Source organism: Pseudomonas anuradhapurensis (assembly GCF_014269225.2).
Lineage (GTDB): Bacteria > Pseudomonadota > Gammaproteobacteria > Pseudomonadales > Pseudomonadaceae > Aquipseudomonas > Aquipseudomonas anuradhapurensis.
The window spans coordinates 3,359,199-3,371,283 of sequence record NZ_CP077097.1 but is presented as its reverse complement, the minus strand read 5'-3'; the positions used below and the strand labels follow the sequence as shown (position 1 = coordinate 3,371,283).

Annotated in this window: 12 protein-coding genes; 6 read left to right on the top strand and 6 right to left on the bottom strand. The window is 60.2% G+C overall.

Annotation, left to right across the window (positions count from 1 at the left end):
- Positions 1-1,011 precede the first annotated feature (1,011 nt).
- The 5 genes from HU763_RS15685 to HU763_RS15665 are packed head-to-tail and all read left to right on the top strand — an operon-like array spanning position 1,012 to position 4,187.
- A complete protein-coding gene (locus HU763_RS15685) occupies positions 1,012-1,656 on the top strand; it encodes a nitroreductase family protein (protein ID WP_186686910.1) in 645 nt (214 codons plus the stop codon).
- A 56-nt stretch (positions 1,657-1,712) separates the two neighbouring features.
- Positions 1,713-2,054: a nitroreductase family protein gene (locus HU763_RS15680; protein WP_217884012.1), complete on the top strand. Its 342-nt coding sequence runs from the start codon at positions 1,713-1,715 to the stop codon at positions 2,052-2,054.
- A 20-nt stretch (positions 2,055-2,074) separates the two neighbouring features.
- Positions 2,075-2,551 (top strand): ferritin family protein, encoded by a 477-nt coding sequence (locus HU763_RS15675; RefSeq protein WP_186686914.1) that lies wholly within the window; start codon positions 2,075-2,077, stop codon positions 2,549-2,551.
- The gene (locus HU763_RS25100) at positions 2,503-3,000 is read left to right on the top strand and encodes a diiron oxygenase (protein ID WP_225931974.1); all 498 of its coding nucleotides are present in this window, start codon (positions 2,503-2,505) and stop codon (positions 2,998-3,000) included. The genes HU763_RS15675 and HU763_RS25100 overlap by 49 nt, the downstream gene beginning before the upstream one ends.
- Entirely contained in the window at positions 2,997-4,187 is a 1,191-nt protein-coding gene (locus HU763_RS15665; protein WP_186686916.1) for a Bcr/CflA family efflux MFS transporter, read from the top strand. The genes HU763_RS25100 and HU763_RS15665 overlap by 4 nt, the downstream gene beginning before the upstream one ends.
- On the opposite strand, the gene HU763_RS15660 is transcribed toward HU763_RS15665, so the two are convergent.
- Both HU763_RS15660 and HU763_RS15655 read right to left on the bottom strand, forming a co-directional pair.
- Positions 4,188-4,703: a DUF4880 domain-containing protein gene (locus HU763_RS15660; RefSeq protein ID WP_186686917.1), complete on the bottom strand. Its 516-nt coding sequence runs from the start codon at positions 4,701-4,703 to the stop codon at positions 4,188-4,190.
- 431 nt (positions 4,704-5,134) lie between these two features.
- On the bottom strand, positions 5,135-5,446 hold the full coding sequence (locus HU763_RS15655) for a DUF6124 family protein (protein WP_170030663.1): 312 nt from the start codon (positions 5,444-5,446) through the stop codon (positions 5,135-5,137).
- Positions 5,447-5,576: 130 nt separating this feature from the next.
- Between HU763_RS15655 and HU763_RS15650 the strand changes: the two genes are divergently transcribed.
- Positions 5,577-6,230, top strand: a complete 654-nt coding sequence (locus tag HU763_RS15650; RefSeq protein ID WP_170030662.1) for a LexA family protein — start codon at positions 5,577-5,579, stop codon at positions 6,228-6,230.
- Between the two features lie 125 nt (positions 6,231-6,355).
- On the opposite strand, the gene HU763_RS15645 is transcribed toward HU763_RS15650, so the two are convergent.
- The 4 genes from HU763_RS15645 to HU763_RS15630 are packed head-to-tail and all read right to left on the bottom strand — an operon-like array spanning position 6,356 to position 11,914.
- Positions 6,356-8,308, bottom strand: coding sequence for an acetyl/propionyl/methylcrotonyl-CoA carboxylase subunit alpha (locus HU763_RS15645; RefSeq protein ID WP_186686918.1), 1,953 nt, complete (start codon positions 8,306-8,308; stop codon positions 6,356-6,358).
- A complete protein-coding gene (locus HU763_RS15640) occupies positions 8,305-9,120 on the bottom strand; it encodes a gamma-carboxygeranoyl-CoA hydratase (protein WP_186686919.1) in 816 nt (271 codons plus the stop codon). The genes HU763_RS15645 and HU763_RS15640 overlap by 4 nt, the downstream gene beginning before the upstream one ends.
- 3 nt (positions 9,121-9,123) lie before the next feature.
- Positions 9,124-10,731, bottom strand: a complete 1,608-nt coding sequence (locus tag HU763_RS15635) for a carboxyl transferase domain-containing protein (RefSeq protein ID WP_186686920.1) — start codon at positions 10,729-10,731, stop codon at positions 9,124-9,126.
- A gap of 19 nt (positions 10,732-10,750) precedes the next feature.
- Positions 10,751-11,914: an isovaleryl-CoA dehydrogenase gene (locus HU763_RS15630; RefSeq protein WP_186686922.1), complete on the bottom strand. Its 1,164-nt coding sequence runs from the start codon at positions 11,912-11,914 to the stop codon at positions 10,751-10,753.
- Positions 11,915-12,085: the final 171 nt, after the last annotated feature.

Sequence of the window (12,085 nt, the reverse complement as noted above, 5' to 3'; positions counted from 1 at the left end):
GCTGATCGCTATCGCAAAGATGCCATGGTGGGATTACGAAGTACGATTGATCGGTGTCGCATAAAAGGTCTCAAGTCGTTCGAAATATGACTTGGACGGTCTTGGTGGGTGGCGCATAGCATTGCAGCCACTGGAGTTCACAACCGACTCTCCCATCAGGAAAACGCACAGGAACCTCATACCCCCTTATCACCAACCCGCTGGGCTTCGGTGCCGCCCCACTGGGCAACATGGCTGAAGGTAGCGGGTCTCGGGGGAGTGGTCTGGTTCGTTCGTGCCGATGGGTATCAGCGATGCTGAAGCAACTGCGCTGTTAGCCGGCATCTAGGAAGATGGCCTGGCGGCGCTGAAGAAGGGACTGGAAGGCTAAGCGGTTTTCTGGAAAGGCTTGCCCGGCGACAGTGTCAGTATTTGTAATACTGATATGTCGCTGTCGGCCTTTCAATCAATGAGCCAACCCGGCTCTCCCTCGACCAAGATCCGTCCGTGGCAGGTTGTGTCTCGCTCCCTCGATGATTGTGCAGGCTGCATCTGTTTCGATGACGGCACTGTAACTGATCCGATCGCCTACGCGTGCGACGGTCCTGCCATTCCAGGAACTTCCAGTCCTTTGGTCCTCAATAAATCTGATTTCCTGGTCTAGACCTGAGACTAAATTGTTTTTATCAGCTGAGATGAGCCGAGCGAAGCTGCGGCCTAATAGCTTGTTTGGCGCGTTCCAGATACTCTGCAGGCGAATTAGACGCGTCGTCCGCAAGTGTGCCGGTAAAAAATCCTACAATGCCTTCGGAAGTTTCGCTGCCTGCTTCGGCTTGTACATCTTCAAGATGCCGCTATTATCAGGCGTGTCGCAATTTCGCGGCATTTAATGGGGAATCGAATATGAAAGCTATCAAGATGGAATCCGCAAAATTGGCAAATTTGGCTCTTCTGGTTAAAACGGCTAAATAAGCCTTAGCCGATAAGTGCTAAAGCGCAGTGCCGGCCTGCGCTTTGGCTAAAGGAGGGGGTATGATAAGTAGCGACTGCTTTTTTATTGCCGTAGATAATGCTCTGATTTGCTGGGATTTCAAAAGGCACAAGCAGTATCAGTTGTCGGCGGAGCATGCTCATCGGTTGATTTCACTAATTTATGATCAGGGTTGCAGTGATTCAAGTGATACTGTGGTTGAGGATTTTAAACGTTGCAAGGTTATGTTGGACTCTCCCAGGGGCGAGAGTGATTGGGGTTGGGATGTGCTGTCTAGGATTTTTCATATTGGTACTAAAGATATAGTTCCGGAAAACCAGCCTGCCAGCGAGCATGAGTGGGCTGTTCAATACTTAGAACACTGTAATGATGTATTGGGTAAAACTTCTCCTGTTGAGAGCTTTCGGGGCGTTGGGGGTGGTATCCAGTTACCTGGTTTTTGCGCTGCTGATGAATTCGATGAGGTGCTTGCACGCCGCGCAACAGCAAGAGCTTTCCATCAGTTACCGATTTCAATAGCTGAGCTAGGGAAGATCTTGCATCGTACACTGGGCTTTGTTGAAAGGCGGGAACTTTCTAATCAACAAGGAGGAGTGGAGCAGTTCTCCAAGCGGCGTAGCAGTCCATCAGCAGGTGGCTTAAATGCTACAGAAGGTTATGTATATGTGGCTAATGTCGAAGCTTAGAGCCAGGAATATATTATTACGACCCTCATCTTCATCAGGTGCATTGGCGTAGTCAATTGGTACCGAAACTCGGCGCCTTGCCTTCAGGACAGCATTTCGCGAACGATATACCAGTGGGGCTGTTTCTAACATCCAGATTCGATAAATTGTGGTGGAAGTACGAGCATTCCCGCGCCTATCGGATGGCATTGATAGAGGTTGGTCATGTGGCGCAGACGTTCCAACTAGCGGCAACTGCCCGTGGGATGAATACATGGCTAACTGGTGCGTTGAATGAATCCTCCATTGAATCATTGCTACATCTTGAAAATTCTGATGAGCAGGTGATTTTTTTTGTTGGCTGTGGTTATAGCGATGGTTCCGCTATCCCGAACTGCCTAAAATCTCTACTTAAGTGAGTTTACAATGGGGTGTGTGCATGAGGAAAGGAACTGATCGTAGTATTACTATGTTTAGAGGCTGGCACCTGACTAGCGCTGTGCGCTCGCGGCCTTATGTGTATAAATTTTCAGAGGCGGACTTTGCTCGATGTGATCCTGGCTTGTGGTTTCCTGCTGCGCTCAGTCCTGTGCTAGCTCATGACTCAGTAAGAGCTCTTTCAAAGCAAGAGTTGAGGATTTTGCATGTGTATCATTTAGTGTGTTTTATGGATTACACGACTGAGCTAGAGATAGCGCATGTCAACGAAGCTGTGCAGTGCATTGTAATTGGTGGTTTAAAGAAGTACTTTGAGGATGGAGAGCGGCGTATTGCTTTGAAGTTGTATGCTGATGAAGGCTATCACGCTTTATTTTCACGGGATATTGCAGATCAAGTGTCAAAGCATTTTGATCTGGTGCGAGCTAAATCTACTCGCATTGTGGGGTTGGATCGTATTTTAGAGAAAAGTCCTTAGGGTTTAGGTGTCTAACCCGATTTTGTATTGTATTTGTCTCAGAGGCTTTGATTGCTTGCGAGCTGTTAAAGTTGTCTCGCGACTCACTTGTAGATCCTGTGGCACATATGTTTATTGATCACCTACATGATGAAGGGCGTCATGCGGTTTTCTTTTCTGAATGCTTTGTTCAGCTGTGGCGGAAAATCTCCAGGTGCGAGAGGAATTATGTAGTTCAAGTACTGCTTGAGGTGCTCGCGGTATTCTGTAGGCCTGATATTTCTTTCTTGCAGACGCTTTTTAAAGGTCGGCCAGTAATCGGAAATGAAGTTGTCGTTTATTTGGAGTCGAGTTGGTCTGCTCGGATGCTTGAAGTTTCTGGGCCCACGCTTCGAGCGATTGAACGGACTGATTTGCTGGATGATGAGGGCTATTTATTGCAATTCAGAAAAGCGGGGTTAGTAGCGTGAATCGGCCCTCCGAATCGCTCAATAGTTTTCTGTGCTCGGCCCTGTTGATCCTGTTGTGTCTGTTAGGCGTATTCCCTCTGGATGTGATCCTGCCATCATTCCCGGCGCTCGCAGACGAGTTTCACGTCGAGCCGCAACAGATAGCCTACTCGGTGAGCTTCTTTGCGTTTGGTGTCGCCGTGGCGCAAATCGTGATCGGGCCATTGTCGGATGGCACGGGGCGCAAGCGGTTGTTGCTCGCTGGGTTGGCAGTGTCCATTGCAGGCGCAGTGGGTTGTGTACTTTCAACCCGCTATGAGACGTTCATGGCGTTCCGTTTGCTGCAGGCCCTGGGCTGCGGGAGTTTCGTGCTGGGCCAGGCGCTCGTGCAAGATCTGTACAGTGGTAGACAGCGCAATGCCATGCGTATCCTGCTGACCAGCGCAAGTGGGCTATTCATCTCGTTGTCACCGGTCGCAGGCGCTTTTCTCCAACAATCCTTTGGCTGGAAGGGCAGCTTTACGGTATTCGCTTTCATAGCCGTGATCGTTTCATCCCTGTCATATGCATTGCTGCAGGACACGCCTGCATTGAGAGGCCGTAGGTCGGGCATGCGCAGCTACTGGGTCATGCTGCGTGATACGACCTATCTTGCGCACTCCCTGCTGTCCAGTCTCGCTTTTGCCTGCCATTTTTCCTTCATCGTTGTCGCGCCATTGGCGTTGATGGACAGCCTGGGGCTGACGCCATATCAATTCTCGGTGGTATTTATCGCCTATGGGCTTGCATATATCGCTGGCGGAGCAGCCGCGACCTATTTGAACAATCGAGTAACTCCGCAGGTTCAGATCAAGACGGGATTCCTGCTCATAGCTGCCGGGGGCATCACACTTTTGGTTTGGGAGCAGCTAGCGGGACTGACGGTGACAGGCCTTGTTCTACCGATGATCATCTGCACGACGGGGACAACACTGGTGCGTCCTGCTGCGACGACCCAAGCCTTGGCGCGTTACCCACACCAGGCCGGTGCGGCAGCGTCGCTCAATACGACATTGCTGTTCGCAGGTGGTGGTTTGGCTGGCAGTCTTGTGGCCGGTGTCGAAAGCGCGCTGCCGATGAGCCTGGGGCTTTTTTTCCTGGGCGCCAGTCTGTGCGGGTGGCTACTGCTTGCATGCATGGCGGAAACTGACCGCATAGCTGAGGGTTGATCAGGCGCAAATACCGAGCAGCAGCAGCGCCGCCACGCCCAGGCCTAGCGCGACCGAGCAGCCGCCCAGCGACAGCGCGGCTCGTCCGTGCCGGTACCAGCCGTCATGTCCCAGTTGCCGTGCCGGTACCAGCAGGCTGCGCCAGTGCAGTTCGGTGTCATGAAACGCTTGCAGGTGCGCCGGGTCTGCGTCGAGCCAGCGACGGAAATCGATGCGCTCGCAGGCGGTCACCTCGGGGCTCTGCAAACGCACATACCATCGCCCGGCAGCACTCGCCAGCCCGTCGCGGCGCGAACGGCCGGCTTGCAGGGCCTGGTCCATGTGCCGCTCGATGCTTGCCAGGGGCAGGCCGAGGCGGGCAGCGATGGCGGCGAAGTCCAGCTGGTCCAGGCGGTTGAGCAGGAACACTTGCTGTACGCGCCGTGGCAGCTGTTGCAAGGCATGCAGCAGGGACTCTGCGGTAGCGTCCCCCGTAGTCGGGGTTGGGTGTTCGAGCGGCAGTAGCAGGCGGCTCATGGTCAGCTCCTTGCTGGGAGGGAGAGGGGGCATCTTCCGTGACGCACTGTCAGCCTAAGCTAAACGATATTGATTCTCAAGTGCTGATTTTGCAATGTTCTGCAATGAGCGTTCACGCCCTGAAACACTTTTGCTAGCATGCGCGCCATCACGATCTTCATTAGCCTGAAGAGCCAAAAAAAAGACCCGGCAAAAAGCCGGGTCCAAAACCGTGATTAGCCTGATGAGGAGATAATCCGAGAGCGACCTAAGCTCCAGGTTATCCAGCTGATCTCGCGATCAGTTGAGTGCAATAATAATCGTTATCATTTGCAAGTCAAATGAATTTTTCGCTTATCCGGTAAAAAAGTTTTACCGGTGCGCTTCCTTGTCCCGGCAATCGGGGCCTTTGCCGTTACCCGGCCAATCACGTTCTCTCCCTTCTTTGTTGCCTAGATGCCTGGTTCCACGGCGCGTTTGTGCTCCAGCAGCGCGCGGGCCATGTCCATCATGTGCATCAGGGCTAAGGTCAGTTCGCGCTGGCTGCCGTGCTGGTGGGTGGCGGTTTCCTGGGCGGTGGCGGCGGCGCAGCGCAGCAGGGCGATGGCATGCTCCCGGGCCTGTTCGCTGGTGACACCCTCGTGCAACGTCCAGATCCTGTTGTCGAGGGTGGGACGCTGCGGGTTGGGGTTGAGGTAGTAGTCGAGGGCGCGGCGGGCGGCTTCGCTGTCGAGATCTGTTTCGTCGTTTTTCGGTGGTTTCATCGCGATACCTTCTGATTTCCCTTCAAACACACAGGAATCACAGCATAGGTCAATCTGTACTATTCATGGCCAAAGAAATAATTCAGATTGTGTATTGCTGCGGGTAATACAGTCCGTATTGTTGCCGCTCATGGAAAACTGGAACGCTTTTCTCAAGCGCTACAAGCGCGAACACAATCTCAGCCAGCTCAAGCTGGCCGAACGCCTGGGCATGACCCAGGGCGGCGTAGGTCATTGGCTGCGTGGCACACGGCAGCCGACGTTGGAAACCATCAACGAAAAGCTTGAGAAACTTGGGCTGGTGTTTCTTGAAGCCCAAGTCATGGTGGTGGAGCGCGATATGGTGCGCGAATCACCTGGTCGCTATGCGGCCGACCAACCGGCTTCAGGCAAGGCGCTGCTCTATGCAAGCTTTCGCTTCCCAGTGCTGAGCTGGGCGGACTTGCAGGGGCCCTTGCCAGAAACAGGCAAAAGCCACGAACAGAGCGACTACATGCCTGCGGGTAATGCGTTCTGGCTGGTGGTAGAGAACGATTCGATGAATGCCGCCAGTGGCAAGAGCGTGCCCGAGGGTATGCGAGTGCTGGTGGATACCGGCCTGCCGGCAGAGCCAGGTAGGCTGGTCATTGCCCGGCAGCCGGGGCGGCCGGCGGTGTTGCGGCAGTTGATCGAGGAGGGCGGAGACAAGATGCTCAAGCCGCTGAATACGCGCTATCCGACTGTTCTCTGTGAAGCGGGGTGCGAGTTTCTGGGTGTGGTCGTACGGGTGCACGGGGTGTTTTAAGGTTTGCGATTCTGGTGGGGCTGTCGGGTGCCAGGCGTGGTTGGTGTGGCGCGTTGCAGATCGAACGCCGCTCGCGCGGCGCTCGATCTCATAGGCCCCACAAGACTCAAGCCAATCGGCCTCGGTCACTCGGCCAATTCGACCAGGACCGTCCCTTCGCTGACCATGTCGCCTTCCTGGCAGAACAACGCCTGTACCGTGCCGCCATGCGGCGCTCGAATGCTGTGCTCCATCTTCATCGCCTCCAGCACCACCAGCGCCGTCCCCGCTTCGACCAGCTGTCCCGGCTCTACCAGCACCCGCACGATGCTGCCATTCATCGGCGCGCCCAAACCGCCCTGATGGCTGTGGCTGGCCTCGGCCTCGGCGATCGGGTCGAAGGCTTGCACCGCATGCATCTCGCCGTCCCACTGCAGGTACAGCATGCCACCACGGCGGAGCGCCAGATGCTGGCGGCGTACACCTGCATGGTCATGCACCAGGTGCTCGCCCAGCAGTTGCCAGGCGGACGCGGTACTGCGTTCCAGGGCCACCGCCTGATCCTGCCCATTACTGGCCAGATGCAGGCTGCTGCGTGCCGGCAGGCCCAGGCGCAGGCCAGTGCGCTCGGCCCACGGCGAACCGCGGTCGTCATCCCGCTGCTGCCCGCCCTGGCCTTGCAGCCACGCCTCGGCCGCGGCTTCCCAGAAAGCGGCTGGCAACGCCTGCGGCGCGGGCAGCAGCATGGCCTGGTGGCGCGGAATGAAGCCGGTGTCCAGCTCGGCCGCGGCAAATGCCGGGTGCACGAGAATGCGCCGCAGGAAGGCAATGTTGGTCTTCAGCCCGCCAATGGCAAATTCATCGAGCATGGCCAGCAAGCGCAGGCGTGCCTGCTCGCGGTCTTCGCCCCAGGCGATCAGCTTGCCCAGCATCGGGTCGTAGAATGGCGATACCGCATCGCCCTCGCTGACGCCACTGTCCACCCGCCGGCCTTCGCCAGGCGCCGACTCACGGTACAGCGCCAGCGTGCCAGTGGCGGGCAGGAATTCGTTGGCCGGGTCCTCGGCATACAGGCGCACTTCGATGGCATGGCCGATCAGCGGCACCTGTTCCTGGGTGATCGGCAGGGGCTCGCCGCAGGCTACGCGGATCTGCCAGGCCACCAGGTCGAGCCCGGTGATGGCCTCGGTAACCGGGTGCTCCACCTGCAGGCGGGTGTTCATCTCCATGAAGAAGAACTCGCCACGGGCGTCGAGCAGGAACTCGACGGTGCCGGCACCGACATAGCCGATCGCCTGGGCGGCGCGGACCGCCGCTTCGCCCATGGCCCGGCGCAGTTCAGGCGACAGGCCAGGTGCCGGGGCTTCTTCAACCACCTTCTGGTGACGGCGCTGGATCGAGCAGTCACGCTCGTTGAGGTACAGGCAATTGCCGTGCTGGTCAGCGAACACCTGGATTTCCACGTGGCGCGGCTTGAGCATGTACTTTTCCACCAGCATGCGCGCATCGCCGAACGACGCTTGCGCTTCGCGCTGGGCCGAGGCCAGGGCGTCGGCCAGCTGGCTTTCCTCCTCGACCACTTTCATGCCCTTGCCACCACCGCCGGCGCTGGCCTTGAGCAGCACCGGGTAGCCGATGCGTTCGGCGGCGGCGCGGAAGGTGTCGAGGTCCTGGGCTTCGCCGTGGTAACCCGGTACCAGCGGCACGCCAGCGGCTTCCATCAGCGCCTTGGCCGCCGACTTGCTGCCCATCGCATCGATGGCGCTGGCCGGTGGGCCGAGGAAAATCAGCCCGGCCTGTTCGATGGCACGGGCAAAGCCCGCGTTCTCCGACAGGAAGCCATAGCCGGGGTGAATGGCCTGGGCGCCGCTGGCCTTGGCGGCGGCGAGAATCTTGTCGACCACCAGGTAGCTGTCGGCTGCCTTGCTGCCGCCGAGGTCGACGCGGATATCGGCTTCGCGGCTGTGCCGGGCGTCACGGTCGGTGGCGCTGTGCACGGCAACGGTGGTCAGGCCCATGGCCTTGGCGGTGCGCATCACCCGGCAGGCGATTTCGCCACGGTTGGCGACCAGCAGGGTGGTCAAAGCGGGGCGGCTCATGGGCGCGGCTCCTTCTTGTCATCGGTTTGCCAGGCGGGGCGGCGTTTTTCCAGGAAGGCGCGCAGGCCCTCCTGGCCTTCGGCGCTGACGCGGATGCGGGCGATGGTGTTTTCGCAGTAGCGGCGCAGGGCCGGGCTGAGTTCGCCGGCGTCCACCTCGCGCAGCAGGTCCTTGGTGGCGCGCAGCGCCTGCGGGCTGTTCTGCAGCAGGTTGGCGACCCAGGCTTCGACCTGGGCGTCCAGCTCGCTGGCCGGGTACACCTCGGCCAGCAGGCCCAGTTCGCGCGCTCGCACACCACTGAAGCGTTCGGCGGTGAGGGCGTAGCGGCGGGCGGCGCGCTCACCGATGGCCTTGACCACGAACGGGCTGATCACTGCCGGGGCCAGGCCGATGCGCACTTCCGACAGGCACAGCTGGGCGTCCTCGGCACCGATGGCCATGTCGCAGCAACTGATCAGGCCCAGTGCGCCGCCAAAGGCTGCGCCTTGGACCACCGCCAGGGTCGGCGTCTTCAGGCGGTGCAGGGCGTACATCAGCTCGCCCAGCTCGCGGGCGTCGTCCAGGTTGGTGTTGAAGTCCAGTTGCGCCGACTGCTGCATCCAGGCCAGGTCGGCGCCGGCGCTGAAGTGCCGGCCACGGCCGCGCAGCAGCACAAAGCGCAGGCTGGCGTCCTCGGCCAGCTGGTCGAGGGCGACGATCAGCTCGCGGATCATCAAGGCGTTGAAGGCGTTGTTCTTGTCCTCGCGGCTCAGCCACAGGGTGGCGAAACCGCGCGGGTCGCGGATCACTTCGAGGGTGCTGAAATCGCTCATGGGTCACATCCGGAAAATGCCGAAGCGGCTCGGTTCGATCGCTGCGTTCAGCGCGGCCGACAAGGCCAGGCCGAGCACGTCGCGGGTCTGGGCCGGGTCGATGACGCCGTCATCCCACAGGCGGGCGCTGGAGTAGTAAGGGTGGCCCTGATGCTCGTACTGGTCGAGGATCGGTTGCTTGAGCCGGGCTTCGTCTTCGGCGCTGAACGGCTGGCCACTGCGCTCGCTCTGCTCGCGCTTGACCTGGGCCAGCACGCCGGCGGCCTGCTCGGCGCCCATCACGCCAATCCGCGCGTTGGGCCACATCCACAGGAAGCGTGGGTCGTAGGCGCGGCCGCACATGCCGTAGTTGCCGGCACCGAAGCTGCCGCCAATGATCACCGTGAACTTCGGCACCTGGGCGCAGGCCACCGCAGTGACCAGCTTGGCGCCGTGCTTGGCGATGCCGCCTTCCTCGTACTTCTTGCCGACCATGAAGCCGGTGATGTTCTGCAGGAACAGCAGCGGGATGCCGCGCTGGCAGGCCAGTTCGATGAAGTGCGCGCCTTTCTGCGCGGCTTCGGCGAAGAGGATGCCGTTGTTGGCCAGGATCGCCACCGGGTAGCCGTGCAGGTGGGCGAAACCGCATACCAGGGTGGTGCCGAACAGCGCCTTGAATTCATCGAACTGCGAGCCGTCGACCAGCCGGGCGATCACCTCACGCACGTCGAACGGCTGCTTGGCATCGGCCGGCACCACGCCATACAGCTCCTCGGCGGCATACAGCGGTGCCACCGGGGCCTGGCGCTGCAACTGGCCCAGCTTGCGCCAGTTGAGGTTGGCCACGCTGCGCCGGGCCAGGGCCAGGGCGTGCTCGTCGTTGTCGGCATAGTGGTCGGCCACGCCGCTGGTGCGGCAGTGCACATCGGCGCCGCCGAGGTCTTCGGCGCTCACCACTTCACCGGTGGCGGCCTTCACCAGGGGCGGGCCGGCAAGGAAGATGGTGGCCTGCTGACGCACCATGATCGCTTCGTCGGCCATGGCTGGCACGTAGGCACCGCCGGCCGTGCACGAGCCCATGACCACGGCGATCTGCGGGATGCCCAGGGCACTCATGTTGGCCTGGTTGAAGAAGATCCGCCCGAAATGCTCACGGTCGGGGAACACTTCGTCCTGGCGTGGCAGGTTGGCGCCGCCGGAGTCCACTAGGTAGATGCACGGCAGGCGGTTCTGCAGGGCGATGGTCTGCGCGCGCAGGTGTTTCTTTACCGTCAGTGGGTAGTAGGAACCGCCTTTGACCGTGGCGTCGTTGGCCACGATCATGCATTCCACGCCCTCGACGCGGCCGATGCCGGCGATCACGCCGGCAGCCGGTACGTCTTCGCCATACACCTCATGGGCGGCCAGCTGGCCGATCTCGAGGAACGGCGAGCCGGGGTCCAGCAGGCGGTCGATGCGCTCGCGCGGCAGCAGCTTGCCGCGTGAGGTGTGGCGTTCCTGGGCCTTGGGCCCGCCGCCCTGGGCCACTTGGGCGAGCAGGCCACGCAGGGCCTGGACCTGTTCGAGCATGGCCGCGCGGTTGCCGGCGAACTCCGCCGAACGCGGGTTGATCTGGGTGTGCAAGGTAGCCATGTGCGCCCGTCCCTTGTGCTCAGCGGGTTTCGTTGAACAGTTCGCGGCCGATCAGCATCCGGCGGATTTCGCTGGTGCCGGCACCGATCTCGTACAGCTTGGCGTCGCGCAGCAGGCGGCCTGCCGGGAATTCGTTGATGTAGCCGTTGCCGCCAAGAATCTGGATCGCCTCCAGGGCCATCTGCGTGGCGCGCTCGGCGGTGTAGAGGATGACCCCGGCAGCGTCCTTGCGGGTGGTCTCGCCACGGTCGCAGGCCTGGGCCACGGCGTACAGGTAGGCGCGGCTGGCGTTGAGCTGGGTATACATGTCGGCAATCTTGCCCTGGATCAGCTGGAACTCGCCGATGCTCTGGCCGAACTGCTTGCGGTCATGGATGTACGGCACCACCAGGTCCATGCAGCTTTGCATGATGCCGGTCGGCCCGCCCGACAGCACCACGCGCTCGTAGTCCAGGCCGCTCATCAGCACGCGCACGCCGCCGTTGAGCTGGCCGAGGATGTTTTCTTCCGGCACCTCGACGCCGTCGAAGAACAGCTCGCAGGTGTTGGAGCCGCGCATGCCCAGCTTGTCGAACTTGTTGCTGCGGCTGAAGCCTTTCCAGTCACGCTCGACGATGAACGCGGTGATGCCGTGCGCGCCCTTGTCCAGGTCGGTCTTGGCATAGATCACGTAGGTGTTGGCATCGGGGCCGTTGGTGATCCAGGTCTTGCTGCCGTTGAGCACGTAGTGGTCGCCGCGCTTTTCCGCGCGCAGCTTCATCGACACCACGTCGGAGCCGGCGTTGGGCTCGCTCATGGCCAGGGCGCCGATGTGCTCGCCGCTGATCAGCTTGGGCAGGTACTTGAGCTTCTGCGCGTGGCTGCCGTTGCGGTTGATCTGGTTGACGCAGAGGTTGGAGTGGGCGCCGTAGGACAGTGCCACCGAGGCCGAGCCACGGCTGATTTCTTCCATCGACACCACGTGGGCCAGGTAGCCCAGGCCGGCACCGCCGTATTCTTCCGGCACGGTGACGCCCAGCAGGCCCATGTCACCGAACTTGCGCCACATGTCGGCGGGGAACAGGTTGTCGTGGTCGATTTGCGCGGCGCGTGGCGCCAGTTCGGCGGCGACGAAGGTGCGGACCTGGTCGCGGAGCATGTCGATGGTTTCGCCCAGGGCGAAGTTCAGGGTGGGGTAATGCATGCTGGGGCACCTTGTTGTTCTTGAAATATGGGTGACACAGTAGCTCAAGGATCTGGCGTCGAACCCTGTGGGAGCGGGCGTGCCCGCCAATGCGTCAGCAGGACCACCGTCATTGCCTGAGTGATCGCATTCGCGGGCACGCCCGCTCCCACAGGGCTCGGCGTCAAGCCT